Consider the following 13903-nt stretch of genomic DNA (forward strand, 5'->3'; position numbering starts at 1 on the left):
TCAGGGAGCTTTTCACCATGCCGTTACGGACCCAAGAAAACTGGCCCCACGGCGCGATCATGCAGGACGCCGAACACACTCAGTTTGCGCTGTGGGCACCGGATGCGTTTTACGTCAGTGTCGAACTTGAAGACGGCCAGTCCTTGCCGATGTTACCGCAGGCCGATGGCTGGTTCGTGATCAAGACCCGGTGCCCGGCGGGCACCCGCTACCGCTTCAACATCGATGGTGAACTGGAGGTGCCCGACCCGGCCTCCCGCGCCCAGGATGGCGACCTTGACCGCCACAGTGTGGTGGTCGATCCGCTGGCCTATGACTGGCGCCACACCACCTGGAACGGCCGGCCGTGGAGCGAAGCGGTGATCTACGAGCTGCATGTCGGCGCATTCGGCGGCTTTGCCGAGGTCGAACAGCATCTGGCGCGCCTCGCTGAACTGGGCATCACCGCCATCGAACTGATGCCGCTCGCGCAATTCCCCGGCACGCGCAACTGGGGCTACGACGGCGTACTGCCCTACGCCCCGCAAGCCTCCTATGGCACCCCGGAACAACTCAAGCACCTGATCGACAGCGCCCACGGCCATGGTCTGGCGGTGATTCTCGACGTGGTCTACAACCACTTCGGCCCCGACGGCAACTACCTCGGGCGCTACGCCAAAGGTTTTTTCCGCGAAGACAAGCACACGCCCTGGGGCGCGGCGATCGATTTCCGCCGCCGTGAAGTGCGGGACTTCTTCATTGAAAACGCGCTGATGTGGGTGCTCGAATACCGCTTCGACGGACTGCGCCTGGACGCGGTGCACGCCATCGAAAGCCCGGACTTCCTGCCCGAACTGGCGCAGCGTATTCGTCAGCAGATCGATCCAAGCCGTCACGTCTGGCTGACCGTCGAAAACGAGCTCAACCAGTCGAGCTTGCTTGAAGAGGATTACGACGCGCAGTGGAACGACGACGGCCACAACGCCCTGCACGTGCTGCTGACCGGCGAAACCGACGCCTACTACGCTGACTATGCGCTGCAACCCACCGAACAACTGGTGCGCTGCCTAAGCCAGGGCTTCGTGTTTCAGGGCCACATCACCCGCCACGGCGAACCGCGCGGCGAGCCGAGCGAACACCTGCCCTCCACCGCTTTCATCCTGTTCCTGCAGAACCACGACCAGATCGGCAACCGGGCTTTCGGCGAACGTCTGCATCACCTGGCCGATCCACGCGCGGTGCAGGCCGCCACCGTGCTGTTGCTGCTGTCACCGATGATTCCGCTGATGTTCATGGGCGATGAGTACGCGGCCGAGCAACCGTTTCTGTTTTTCACCAGCCACCACGGTGAACTGGCGGATCTGGTGCGCGAAGGTCGGCGCAATGAATTCGCCGGGTTCAGCGCCTTCGCCGATCCGCACAAACGCGAAAAAATTCCCGATCCGAATGCCGAGCAGACCTTCCACGCCTCGCAGCCTCGCCTGGTCGGCAACGGCAGCGCAAAACAGCAGGAAACCCTCACGCTGTACCGGCAACTGCTGCAATTGCGCCACCGCTACATCATTCCCAATCTATCCGGCACCCAGGCGCTCGGGGCGCACATGCTCGGCTTCGGTGCGGTCAGTGCACGCTGGCGCCTGGGCGATGGCAGTGAGCTGCGAATTGACCTGAACCTCAGCGATACGCCAGTGGTCAACCCTGCACAGACCGACGCCGTGTGGCTGTTTCAACAGCCGCCCGCCGTTGCCCTGTCGGAACCGGGCGTACTGCCCGCGTATTGCGCGCTTGTCAGCCTCACGGCCGCAACCCCCTTGCAACCTCTGGATGGAGAGCGCCTATGAGCGATGCGCAACTGGAAATACTCGCAAGCCGCGCCGGCCTCGCCGTCGACTGGATCGACGCCAACGGCCGCCCGCAGAAAGTCGCCCCGGCGGTGCTGCGCAATGTTCTCACCGGCCTGGGTCATCCGGCCAATACCGCGCAGGAAATCGACGCCAGCCTGCTGCAACTGCAACAGGTGCAACAGGATCGCCACCTGCCGCCGCTGTTGACCGCAGATGTCGGAATCAGCGTTGATCTGGCCCGCTATTTCGAGCCTGAAACGCCTTGCGAAATCCACCTTGAAGACGGTTCACGGCTTAACCTCAAACTCGACGCCGAAGCGAAACTGCCCGGTTTGATCCCGGTCGGTTATCAGCAGGTGCACATCGCCGACCAATATTTCACCCTGGCCGTGGCCCCCGAGCGCTGCTTCAGCGTCGGCGATGCGGTAGACAACCCGATCCCTCGCGTCTGGGGGTTGAGCGCGCAGTTGTACAGTCTGCGCCGCCCCGGCGACTGCGGCTTTGGCGACACACAGGCGCTGGAAGAACTGGCGCGGGTGGCCGGCGAGCGCGGTGCCGATGCGCTGGCAATCAGTCCGTTGCATGCGATGTTCAGCGCCGACACCGGACGCTACAGCCCCTATTCGCCGTCCAGCCGCCTGTTTCTCAACGCCTTGTATGCCGCACCGGGCGCCATCCTTGGCGAACGCGCCCTGCGTGATGCGATCGACGCCAGCGGTCTGGCCGAGCAATTCCGGCAACTGGAAGACTTGAAGCTGATCGACTGGCCCGCGGCCGCCGACGCCAAACAGAAATTGCTGCAAGCCTTGTACGATGGTTTCGTCGCGGGCGAGCACCCGTTGCATCCGGACTTCGCCAGTTTCCGCCATGCCGGTGGCGAAGCCCTGGAAAACCACTGCCGCTTCGAAGCTATTCAGGAAATGCGCGCCGCCCGTGGCGAAAGCCTCGACTGGCGCGAATGGCCGGCACACTGGCATGAGCCGCGCGGCGCCGCCCTCGAAGCCTTTGCCGAGGAATACGCCGAACGCATCAGTTACTTCGCCTTTTGCCAGTGGTTGATCCACCGCTGCCTGGAGCGCGCGCAAACGGCTGCGCGCAGCGCCGGCATGGGCATCGGCCTGATCGCTGATCTCGCGGTCGGTGCCGACGGCGCCGGCAGCCAGGCCTGGAGCTTTCAGGACGAACTGCTCGCCTCGCTCACCGTTGGCGCGCCGCCAGACATTCTCAACCGCTCCGGTCAGGGTTGGGGGATTTCCGCGTTCTCCCCCGAAGGCCTGATCCGCAACGGCTTTCGTGCGTTCATCGACATGTTGCGCGCCAACTTCGCCCACGCTGGCGGGCTGCGCATCGACCATGTCATGGGCCTGCAACGCCTGTGGGTGATCCCCAACGGCGCGGCGCCGGCCGATGGCGCTTATCTGTATTACCCGTTTGACGATCTGCTGCGCCTGCTGACCCTTGAGTCCCATCGGCATCAGGCGATCGTCCTCGGCGAAGACCTCGGCACCGTGCCCGACGGTCTGCGCGAAAAACTGAGTGCGCGGGCGATCCTCGGCATGCGCGTGCTGCTGTTCGAACAGGACAACACGTATTTCAAACCGATCCTCGACTGGCCGGACAACGCGCTAGCGACCACCAGCACCCACGATCTGCCGACGCTCAACGGTTGGTGGCATGGTCGCGATATCGACTGGAACGCGCGTCTGGAATTTGTCGACGCCAACGGTGAAATCGAATGGCGCCGCCATCGCCAGCGCGAGCGCGAAGGCCTGCGCGGGGCCTTGAGCCAAGACCCGCAAAACTTCCGCGAAGAATCCCACGAAGCCGATCAAGTGGTCGATGCCAGCGTGCGTTTCCTCGGTCATACCCGCGCACCGCTGGTGTTGCTGCCGCTGGAAGATGCGCTGGGCATCGACGAGCAGGCCAACCTGCCGGGCACCATCGACAGCCACCCGAACTGGTCGCGACGCCTGCCCGGCAACAGCGAAGCCTTGCTTGATGGCGCCGATGCCGCGCGCCGTCTGGAACTGCTGGCCTGTGCCCGCCTGCAAGCTGCCGAGCGTGACCAATGAACCAGACCCTCATCCAACCCCTGCGTGCCACCCTGCGCCTGCAATTTCACAAGGGTTTCACTCTGGAACAGGCGGTGCCGCTGGTGCCGTACTTTGCCCGCCTCGGCATCAGCCACATTTATGCCTCACCGCTGCTCGCGGCCCGCGCCGGCTCGATGCACGGCTACGACGTGGTCGACCCGACGCAAGTCAATCCGGAACTCGGCGGCGAACCGGCGCTGCGGCGTCTGGTCAGCACCCTGCGCGAACACGGCATGGGCCTGATCCTCGACATCGTCTCCAACCACATGGCCGTCGGCGGCGGTGACAACCCGTGGTGGCTCGATCTGCTGGAATGGGGCCGACTGAGCCCTTACGGCGAGTTCTTCGACATCCAGTGGCACTCACCCGACCCGTTGATGGAAGGCCAATTGTTGCTGCCGTTTCTCGGCAGCGATTACGGCGTCGCGCTGCAAGAAGGCACGCTGAAACTGCGCTTTGATGCGCAGCAAGGTCGCTTCCACGTCGAGCATTACGAGCACCACTTTCCGATCTGCCCGAATGACTACGGCGAGTTGCTCAAACCGCTCGAAGCGCTGAAATCCCTGGCCGATCGTTTCAGCACCCTCAGCTACCAGACTGACGCCCATGCGCTGGCGATGCCGCTCAAGGCTGAATTGAAGGAGCTGGCAAGCGATCCGCAAATTCTCGCCGCGATCGAGGAAAGTCTCGCGCATTACGACTCCACGACTGCAGAAGGCTTCGACAAGCTGCACCAGTTGCTCGAACGCCAGAGCTACCGTCTCGCCAGTTGGCGCACCGCTGCGGACGACATCAACTGGCGGCGCTTTTTCGACATCAACGAACTCGGCGGTCTGCGCGTCGAGCGTCCGGCCGTGTTCGAAGCCACTCACGGCAAGATCTTTCAGTTGATCGCCGAAGGCCTGGTCGACGGTTTGCGTATCGACCACATCGATGGCCTCGCCGACCCGCGTGGCTATTGCCGCAAGTTACGCCGGCGCCTCGATTTGCTTGCGCCGGGTCGGCACTTGCCGATCTACGTCGAGAAGATTCTCGGCGAAGGCGAAACCCTGCGCACAGATTGGGCGGTGGATGGCAGCACCGGTTACGAGTTCATGAATCAACTGTCGTTGCTGCAACACGACCCGGCTGGCGAACACGTCCTCGGCGACCTCTGGCAGCGACGCACCGAGCGTCCGGCGGCGTTCATTGAAGAAGCGCAACTGGCGAGGCAACAGATCCTCAACGGCTCGCTGGCCAGCGATTTTGAAAGCGTCGCCCAGGCGCTGCTGCAAGTGGCGCGCGACGACCTGATGACCCGTGACCTGACCCTCGGCGCAATCCGCCGGGTGTTGCAGGCGCTGATCGTGCATTTCCCGGTGTATCGCACTTACATCAATGCGCTGGGTCGTGCGGCTCAGGATGAACAGTTCTTCCAGCAGGCCATGGACGGCGCGCGGCAGACGCTGGGCGAAGGCGACTGGCCGGTGCTTGACTGTGTGGCGGCCTGGCTCGGTGGCACGCCCTGGCGGCAAAAGCCGCGCGGGCGCTCGCGCAAGATCCTCAAGCACGCCTGCGTACGCTTCCAGCAGCTGACGTCGCCGGCAGCGGCCAAAGCCGTGGAAGACACCGCGTTGTATCGCTCGGCGGTGCTGCTGTCGCGCAATGACGTCGGCTATAACACCGAGCAGTTCAGCGCGCCGGTCAGCGACTTCCATGCGGTCAATCAGCAACGCCTGGACGCGTTCCCCGACAACTTGCTGGCCACCGCCACCCACGACCACAAACGTGGCGAAGACACCCGTGCACGACTGGCAGTGCTCAGCGAACGCAGCCACTGGTATGCCGAACAGGTCGAGTTGTGGCGCGCCCTCGCCCGGCCGCTGCGCGACGATGATCAAGTGCCGTCGTCCGGCGATGAACTGATCCTTTATCAGGCGCTGCTCGGCAGCTGGCCGCTGCAATTGCGTGATGAAGATCAGGCAGGTTTCAGCGACTACGCCGAGCGCATCTGGCAGTGGCAACAGAAAGCCCTGCGCGAAGCCAAGTTGCAAAGCAGCTGGAGCGCGCCGAACGAGGCCTACGAAAACGCTGCGCAGACGTTCACCCAACGCCTGCTCACCGGTGCTGAAGGCGAGCTGCTGCGCGCCGCGCTGAGCAAGACCGTCAACAGCATCGCGGCGGCCGGTGCCCTCAACAGTCTGGCGCAAACCTTGCTGCGCATGACCGTGCCGGGGGTGCCGGATCTGTATCAAGGCAACGAGTTCTGGGACTTCAGCCTGGTCGATCCGGACAACCGCCGGCCGGTGGATTACGCCGCGCGCGCGCAAGCTCTGGACGGACACGCGCCGCTCCCGGAGCTGCTGGCGAACTGGCGTGACGGGCGCATCAAGCAAGCGTTGATCGCCCAGGTGTTGAACCTGCGCGCCGAACACGCCGAGCTGTTTCGCCGGGGCACGTATCAGGCCCTGGAGGTGCTGGGCGAGCAGGCGCACAACGTGCTCGCATTCGCCCGTGAGCACGAGGGCCGCTACGCCATCGTGATCTTGCCGATCCGCTGCGCGACGTTGCTGGAAAACAGTGCCGTGCCACAGGTGGATGCGCTGCGCTGGGGCGATACACGGGTGGTTTTACCGTTCGCCGCCTCTGACACAAACCTGAAGGGACTTTTTCACAGCAGCGCAGTCACAAAAAACAGGGAGCTGAACGTCAGCGCCGCGCTGGGGGATTTCCCGGTCAATCTGTTTACCCAACTCTTTACGTAACGACGAGTTCAGTTCAGGAGCATTGCGATGAGTACCGACGATAAACGCATCCGCGAGTTTGCCTATCAGATCTGGGAATCGGAGGGCAAACCTGAAGGTCATGAAGCGCGTCATTGGGAAATGGCGCGCAAACTGGCCGAAGCCGAGGCCCTCGCGCCGAAGAAGTCGCCAAAGGCTGCGGGCAGCAAAACTGCCGGCAAGACTGCGACCGGCAAAGCCACCGAAAGCAAGACCCCGGCGGCCAAGCCCAAGGCGCCTGCGGACGCCAAAGCCAAGCCTTCCAGCGCCGCCAAAGTGATTCCACCGGGCGAAAAAGCCGCCGAGAAAAAGCCGCGCGCCCCACGCAAGCCCCCGGCCAACTGACACACCCGGATTATTGAACTGAATGACCGTGTGGCGGGTTCGCTCGCCACCGAGGACTCACTCGTCCTCAAGAAACATACAACCTTCCTGTAGGAGTGAGCCTGCTCGCGATAGCGATGTATCAGGCGAAATCGCGATTGAATGTCAGACCGCTATCGCGAGCAGGCTCACTCCTACAAGGTTTTGTATCAGCCGAGAATTTCCCCGATTTGCAGGAGCAATCATGACCCGTCCAAAGAATGCCGAGCCCGCAGCGCACGCTGAACCTTCGAGAATCCGTGAAGGCCTGCCCTTCCCGCTCGGTGCGACCTGGGATGGTCTGGGGGTTAACTTTGCACTGTTTTCCGCCAATGCCACCAAGGTTGAACTGTGCATTTTCGACGATGCCGGCGAAGTCGAACTCGAGCGCATCGAACTGCCGGAATACACCGATGAGATCTATCACGGCTATCTGCCCGATGCCCATCCCGGGCTGATCTACGGCTACCGCGTGTATGGCCCGTATGACCCGGCGAACGGCCATCGCTTCAACCACAACAAACTGTTGATCGACCCGTACGCCAAACAACTGGTCGGCGAGTTGAAATGGTCCGAGGCGCTGTTCGGCTACACCATCGGCCACCCCGACGCCGACCTCAGTTTCGATGAACGCGACAGCGCGCCGTTTGTGCCCAAGTGCAAGGTCATCGACCCGGCGCACACCTGGGGCAACGACCATCGGGTCAGCGTGCCGTGGGACAAAACCATCATTTATGAAACCCACGTACGCGGCATCAGCATGCGTCACCCTTCGGTGCCGGAGAACGTGCGCGGTACCTTTGCCGGGTTGATGGTCGACGACGTGCTCGAACACATCCGCAAACTCGGCGTGTCGAGTGTGGAACTGCTGCCGATCCATGCCTTCGTCAACGACCAGCATTTGCTGCACAAGGGCATGACCAACTACTGGGGCTACAACAGCATCGCCTTCTTCGCCCCGGACCCGCGTTACCTGGCCAGCGGCAAGATCGCCGAGTTCAAGGAGATGGTCGCGCACCTGCACGAGGCCAATCTGGAAGTGATTCTCGACGTGGTCTACAACCACACCGCCGAGGGCAACGAACAAGGTCCGACCCTGTCGATGCGCGGCATCGACAACGCCTCCTACTACCGCCTGATGCCGGACGACAAGCGCTATTACATCAACGATTCCGGAACCGGTAACACCCTCGACCTCAGTCACCCGTGCGTGTTGCAGATGGTCACCGATTCGCTGCGCTACTGGGCCAGCGAGATGCATGTCGACGGTTTCCGCTTCGATCTGGCAACCATTCTCGGGCGCTATCACGACGGTTTCGACGAGCGTCACAGCTTCCTCGTCGCCTGCCGTCAGGACCCGGTGCTGCGTCAGGTGAAAATGATCGCCGAGCCGTGGGACTGCGGCCCCGGTGGCTATCAGGTCGGCCACTTTCCGCCGGGCTGGGTCGAGTGGAACGACAAATTCCGCGACACCGTGCGCGCGTTCTGGAAAGGCGACGACGGCCAGGTTGCCGACTTCGCCAGCCGCATGACCGCGTCCGGCGAGATGTTCAACCAGCGCGGACGGCGGCCGTACTCGTCGGTGAACTTCATCACCGCCCACGACGGTTTCACCCTCAACGATCTGGTGTCGTACAACGACAAGCACAACGAAGCCAACGACGAGAACAACCAAGACGGCAGCAACAACAACCTGTCGTGGAACCACGGCGTCGAAGGCCCGACCGACGATCCCGAGATCAATGCGCTGCGCCATCGGCAGATGCGCAACTTCTTCGCCACGCTGCTGCTGTCGCAGGGCACGCCGATGATCGTTGCCGGCGACGAATTCGCCCGCACGCAGGACGGCAACAACAACGCCTATTGCCAGGACAGCGAGATTGGCTGGGTCAACTGGGACCTGAGCGAGGACGGCAAGGCGCTGCTCAAATTCGTCAAACGCCTGATCAAGTTGCGTATGGCTTATCCGATCCTGCGTCGCGGGCGTTTCCTGGTCGGCGAGTACAACGAGGACATCGGCGTCAAGGACGTCACCTGGCTGGCGCCGGACGGCACCGAGATGACCACCGAACACTGGCACGACGCGAATAACCGTTGCCTGGGCATGCTCCTTGATGGTCGCGCACAGGAAACCGGGATCCGCCGCAAGGGTGCCGATGCGACATTGCTGTTGGTGGTCAACGCCCACCACGACATCGTCAACTTCAGCCTGCCAGAAGTGCCGGAAGGCAGTTTCTGGACCTGCATGATCGACACCAATCAGCCATCAATTCGCGGTCAGGAACGCTTCGAGTTCGGCCATGAATATTCGGTCACCGGGCGCTCGCTGCTGCTGTTCGAACTGCAACGCGAAGAAGAAGACTGATATGGACCTGCACAGTTATCTGGCGCGCCGCCCGCCGGACTATCACGACACCGCCGCACTCGGCCATTGCCTGCGGGCGCTGGTCGAGGCCGGCCTGGATCAGTTGCCGTTGCCCGGCAGCGGCCGCACGCTGGAGCGCTTTCAGCGTCTGGCCGAAGTCGGCGGACACGATCTGGGCTTGTGTAAACTCTACGAAGGCCACACTGACGCATTGGCGATCATCGAACAGCTCGGTGGCTCGCCCACACCGGGCAGCACTTGGGGCATGTGGGCGGCTGAACCACCGCAGGCTCGGGTGCAGGTGCGACCGGCCGGGCACATGGTGCGCCTCGACGGGCGCAAGGCCTGGTGCTCGGGGGCGGCGGTGCTCAGCCATGCGCTGCTCACCGCGTGGGACGCCGAAGACCATCAGCAACTGGTCGCTGTGGCACTTGATCAACCGGGCGTGACCATCACCGATCAGGGCTGGCAAGCGGTCGGCATGGGAGCCACCGGCAGCGTCGAAGTGTTGTTCGACGGCGCCGAAGCCCAGGCCATCGGCGAACCCGGCAACTACCTGAATCGTCCGGGTTTCTGGCAAGGCGGGATCGGTATTGCCGCTTGCTGGTACGGCGCGGCACGGCAGATCGCCGAGGCGCTGCGTCAACACTGCGCGCAACGTGAGGAACCGCATGCCCTCGCCCACCTCGGCGTGGTCGATTCAGCACTTTACTCAGCCGCCAATGTGCTGCGTTTCAGTGCGCTGCACATCGATGCGCATCCCGAAGCCGATGCCGAACTGTTGGCCCGGCGCGCCCGCGCTGTGGTCGAGCAATCGGCTGAGCAAGTGATGCGCGAGACCGGGCGGGCGCTGGGTGCGGGGCCGTTCTGCAAGGACCGGCACTTCGCCCGGTTGAGCGCCGATCTGCCGGTGTTCCTGCGCCAGAGCCATGCCGAGCGTGATCTGGCCGCTCTCGGCCAGTCGCTGGCTGAACACCCCGAGGAGGCCTGGACGCTATGAATGTCGCCAATAAACCCGATCCGATCATCGGCCACCAGGGCACTTCACTGCTGCAATGGCAACATTCGCGGCACCTGGCGGCACTGGACAGCGTCGATGTCCTCAGTCTGGTGCCACCGGGCGCGCGGGCGGTGATCGTCGCCCCGCACCCGGACGACGAAGTGCTCGGCTGCGGCGGTATGTTGCAGTTGCTGGCCGCCGCCGGGCGTCAGTTGCAACTGATTTCGGTCACCGATGGCAGCGCCAGTCATCCCGGCTCCGAGCGCTGGCCGGTAGAACGGCTGAGCGTAGTGCGGCCGCAGGAATCGGCCGAAGCCCTGCGCCGCCTCGGCGTGCCGTTGCACCGGATGAAATGGCTGCGCGGCGGTTTCAGCGATAGCCAGGTCGCCGCAGATGAGCCGTCTCTGGTCGCGTTCATCGAACGCCACCTGCGCCCCGGCGACGTGGTGTTCAGCACCTGGTGCGAGGACGGCCACTGCGATCACGAAGCCGCCGGGCGCGCCAGTATCGAGGCCGCAAGGCGGGTCGGCGCCACCTGCCACGAATTGCCGGTATGGACCTGGCACTGGGCCTCCCCCGAAGACGCTTCGGTACCGTGGCAGCGCGCGCGCAAGATTCTGTTGTCGCCGGAGCAAGTGGCGCGCAAACGCCACGCGGTGCATGCGTTCGCCAGTCAGTTGGAGGGCGATCCGCAAGCCGGGCTGCAACCGGTATTGGCGCCGTACGTGCTGGATCGTCTGCTGCAACCGTTCGAAGTGGTGTTCCTATGAGTGTCGATGATCGTTACTTCGACGGATTGTTCAGCGCTAACGATGATCCCTGGGCCTTCCGCGAGCGCTGGTACGAACAGCGCAAACGCGCGATCACCCTCGCCGCCCTGCCTCGCGCGCATTATCGGGCGATCTTCGAACCCGGCTGCGCCAATGGCGAACTCAGCGCCGAACTCGCCGAGCGCTGCGACCGCCTGCTGTGTTGCGACACCGCCAGTGCCGCGGTGAATCTGGCGCGTACCCGATTGAGCCTGTTTGACCACGCCGAAGTGCGCCAAAGTCGCCTGCCCGGTGACTGGCCGGAGGAAAAATTCGACCTGATTGTATTTAGCGAAATCGGCTACTACCTCGATGCCCAGGATCTGACAGAAGTGATCCGCCGCATCAGTGAATCCCTGACGGCTGACGGCCAGTTGCTGGCCTGCCACTGGCGCCCGCCCATCGATGGCTGCCCGCTCAACGCGCGGCAGGTACATGACCTGATTCACGAGCAATTACCGCTACCGCGTCTGGCGCTGCATCAGGAGTCCGACTTTATCCTTGAAGTCTGGAGCCGTGAGCCGCGCTCGGTGGCCGCATTGGAGGGCCTGCGATGATCGGCATTCTGATTCCCGCGCATAACGAGCAAGACCTGCTGGAACAGTGCCTGACGGCCGCCGTGCGCGCCAGTAAACACGGGCTGCTGGCCGGCGAGCCGGTCGAAGTGCTGGTGGTGCTCGACAGCTGCACCGATCGCTCGGCACAGATCGTCAGCAACTTTCCGGTACTGAGCCTGCACATCGACGCCCGCAACGTCGGCCAGGCCCGGGCCGCTGGCGCGCAGGTGTTGCTGGAGCGTGGCGCGCGCTGGATCTCCTGCACCGACGCCGACAGCCGTGTGGCCGAGGACTGGCTGGTGGCACAGTTGGGGCTGGGGGCGGACGCGGTGTGCGGCACGGTAACTGTCGAACATTGGGATCCGACATTCGACGAAAGCGCGCAAATCCGCTATCACAGTCACTATCAGGCGCGGGACGGGCATCGCCATATCCACGGCGCCAATCTCGGGGTCAGTGCCGATGCTTATCGTTGGGCCGGGGGGTTCGCCCCCTTGACCTGTGATGAGGACGTGCAACTGGTGCGGCAACTGGAATTGCTCGGTGCCGACATCGCCTGGAGCCATCGCCCGCAAGTGCATACCAGCGCCCGTCTGGACAGCCGTGCCCGGGACGGATTCGGGGACTACCTGCGAAAATTGGTACAGTTAGACATAAAAAAAGCGGATCAGATTGATCTGTGACGCGACGAACCGGTTTTCATGAGCAATACTCTGCTGCGCGGCAATCCAGGGTTCGGAGCGTCGCACAGCAATCCATTCGCCTTCACGGGTCGAGCGCACCTGCCTTTCTACGGTGCAGATTCGATTGAGGGCCTGACTCGACAAGGACGTAGCACCCATGAAACCGTTATTCCTCAACGAAAACCCGCCGCCGGTACAGATCTGGAACAGTTCCCCCCAGCTGGACAACATCCCCGTCATCAACACCCATAGCCTCGTTCCCCCCGGTGCTCGCGCCGTCGTCGTCGCCCCGCATCCGGGTGATGAAGTGGTGACCTGTGGCGGGCTCCTGCAATTGCTCTCCAGCCTCGGTCATCCGCTGCAACTGCTGTCGATCACTGATGGCAGCGCCAGCCATCCCGGCTCGCGACAGTGGTCGGAAAAACGCCTGAGCGTGTTCCGTCCGCAAGAGAGCGTCGAAGCCCTGCGTCGGCTCGGCCTGCCGATGCACAGTCTGAAATGGGTGCGCGGCGGGTTCACCGACAACGCGCTGCTCGAGCGCGAGACGGAAATCAGCAGTTTCATCTCACGTTATCTGCGCCCCGGCGACGTGGTGTTCAGCACTTGGCGCAACGACGGCAACGACGACCACGAAGCGGTCGGACGTGCCAGTGCCAACGCGGCGGCGCAAGCCGGAGCCACCTATCACGACGTGGCGGTCTGGGCCTGGCACTGGCCGGAGCGCGAGCAGAGCCTGATCCCTTGGGATCGTGCACGCAAACTGCGCCTCGACACCTGGACCGTGGCGCGCAAAAGCCACGCCACCCACGCCTATGCCAGCCAGCTCAAGGGCGAACCGGCGATCGGCATCGCGCCGATGCTGCCGCCGGTGATCCTGGAACGGATGCGCCTGCCCTACGAAATTGTCTTCATCTGACACACCCATCCCCCGTGGGAGCGGGCTTGCTCGCTAAAGCGTCGGTTCAGACACCAGTGATGTTGAATGTGCCGGCCTGTTCGCGAGCAAGCCCGCTCCCACAGTTGGAATGAGTGCATTCAGGTGGGAGGTTGGTCGGCTGGTAGGCCGCCATCGCTGGCAAGCCAGCTCCCACAATTTGACCGAGTGTATTCAGTTGGGGATTGGTCGACTGTTAGGCCGCTTTCGCGAGCAAGCCCGCTCCCACAGTTGGAATGCGTGCATTCAGTTGGGAGGTTGGTCGGCTTGTAGGCCGTCATCGCTGGCAAGCCAGCTCCCACAATTTGACCGAGTGCATTCAGTTGGGGACTGGTCGACTGTGAGGCCGCTTTCGCGAGCAGGCTCGCTCCCACAGTTGGAATGCGTGCATTCAGGCGGGAGGTTGGTCGGCTGGTAGGCCGCCATCGCTGGCAAGCCAGCTCCCACCATTTGATCGAGTGTATTCAGTTGGGGACTGGTCGACTGTGAGGCCGCTTTCGCGAGCAGGCTCGCT

10 protein-coding genes are annotated in these 13903 nt (G+C 63.2%); all 10 read left to right on the plus strand.

Going from position 1 to position 13903, the window contains the following annotated elements:
• Nucleotides 1-17: 17 nt before the first annotated feature.
• The 10 genes from treZ to LVD08_RS14605 all read left to right on the plus strand — a co-directional run bounded on the left by treZ (nt 18) and on the right by LVD08_RS14605 (nt 13371).
• Nucleotides 18-1820: a malto-oligosyltrehalose trehalohydrolase gene (gene treZ / locus LVD08_RS14560; protein WP_247268484.1), complete on the plus strand. Its 1803-nt coding sequence runs from the start codon at nt 18-20 to the stop codon at nt 1818-1820.
• A complete protein-coding gene (malQ, locus tag LVD08_RS14565) occupies nt 1817-3895 on the plus strand; it encodes a 4-alpha-glucanotransferase (RefSeq protein WP_247268485.1) in 2079 nt (692 codons plus the stop codon). Before treZ ends, malQ begins: the two co-directional genes overlap by 4 nt.
• The gene (locus tag LVD08_RS14570; RefSeq protein WP_247268486.1) at nt 3892-6660 is read left to right on the plus strand and encodes a malto-oligosyltrehalose synthase; all 2769 of its coding nucleotides are present in this window, start codon (nt 3892-3894) and stop codon (nt 6658-6660) included. Before malQ ends, LVD08_RS14570 begins: the two co-directional genes overlap by 4 nt.
• Before the next feature lie 27 nt (nt 6661-6687).
• Nucleotides 6688-7023: a DUF2934 domain-containing protein gene (locus LVD08_RS14575; RefSeq protein WP_047602241.1), complete on the plus strand. Its 336-nt coding sequence runs from the start codon at nt 6688-6690 to the stop codon at nt 7021-7023.
• 223 nt (nt 7024-7246) lie between these two features.
• On the plus strand, nt 7247-9406 hold the full coding sequence (gene glgX / locus LVD08_RS14580) for a glycogen debranching protein GlgX (protein ID WP_247268487.1): 2160 nt from the start codon (nt 7247-7249) through the stop codon (nt 9404-9406).
• Between the two features lies 1 nt (nt 9407).
• Nucleotides 9408-10406, plus strand: a complete 999-nt coding sequence (locus LVD08_RS14585; protein ID WP_247268488.1) for an acyl-CoA dehydrogenase family protein — start codon at nt 9408-9410, stop codon at nt 10404-10406.
• On the plus strand, nt 10403-11176 hold the full coding sequence (locus LVD08_RS14590; RefSeq protein ID WP_247268489.1) for a PIG-L deacetylase family protein: 774 nt from the start codon (nt 10403-10405) through the stop codon (nt 11174-11176). Before LVD08_RS14585 ends, LVD08_RS14590 begins: the two co-directional genes overlap by 4 nt.
• A complete protein-coding gene (locus LVD08_RS14595) occupies nt 11173-11772 on the plus strand; it encodes an SAM-dependent methyltransferase (protein WP_097089609.1) in 600 nt (199 codons plus the stop codon). Before LVD08_RS14590 ends, LVD08_RS14595 begins: the two co-directional genes overlap by 4 nt.
• Nucleotides 11769-12455 carry a glycosyltransferase gene (locus LVD08_RS14600; RefSeq protein WP_247268490.1) on the plus strand — a complete coding sequence of 229 codons (687 nt, stop codon included), beginning with the start codon at nt 11769-11771 and terminating at the stop codon, nt 12453-12455. The genes LVD08_RS14595 and LVD08_RS14600 overlap by 4 nt, the downstream gene beginning before the upstream one ends.
• A gap of 157 nt (nt 12456-12612) precedes the next feature.
• Nucleotides 12613-13371: a PIG-L deacetylase family protein gene (locus LVD08_RS14605; RefSeq protein ID WP_027612047.1), complete on the plus strand. Its 759-nt coding sequence runs from the start codon at nt 12613-12615 to the stop codon at nt 13369-13371.
• Nucleotides 13372-13903: the final 532 nt, after the last annotated feature.

It is taken from the genome of Pseudomonas sp. YL2 (assembly GCF_023063025.1).
GTDB lineage: Bacteria > Pseudomonadota > Gammaproteobacteria > Pseudomonadales > Pseudomonadaceae > Aquipseudomonas > Aquipseudomonas putida_A.

Bases quoted from the DNA above. Each gene is read 5' to 3' on its own strand.
- treZ (WP_247268484.1), top strand. From the start codon at position 18: ATGCCGTTACGGACCCAAGAAAACTGGCCCCACGGCGCGATCATGCAG.
- malQ (WP_247268485.1), top strand. From the start codon at position 1,817: ATGAGCGATGCGCAACTGGAAATACTCGCAAGCCGCGCCGGCCTCGCC.
- LVD08_RS14570 (WP_247268486.1), top strand. From the start codon at position 3,892: ATGAACCAGACCCTCATCCAACCCCTGCGTGCCACCCTGCGCCTGCAA.
- LVD08_RS14575 (WP_047602241.1), top strand. From the start codon at position 6,688: ATGAGTACCGACGATAAACGCATCCGCGAGTTTGCCTATCAGATCTGG.
- glgX (WP_247268487.1), top strand. From the start codon at position 7,247: ATGACCCGTCCAAAGAATGCCGAGCCCGCAGCGCACGCTGAACCTTCG.
- LVD08_RS14585 (WP_247268488.1), top strand. From the start codon at position 9,408: ATGGACCTGCACAGTTATCTGGCGCGCCGCCCGCCGGACTATCACGAC.
- LVD08_RS14590 (WP_247268489.1), top strand. From the start codon at position 10,403: ATGAATGTCGCCAATAAACCCGATCCGATCATCGGCCACCAGGGCACT.
- LVD08_RS14595 (WP_097089609.1), top strand. From the start codon at position 11,173: ATGAGTGTCGATGATCGTTACTTCGACGGATTGTTCAGCGCTAACGAT.
- LVD08_RS14600 (WP_247268490.1), top strand. From the start codon at position 11,769: ATGATCGGCATTCTGATTCCCGCGCATAACGAGCAAGACCTGCTGGAA.
- LVD08_RS14605 (WP_027612047.1), top strand. From the start codon at position 12,613: ATGAAACCGTTATTCCTCAACGAAAACCCGCCGCCGGTACAGATCTGG.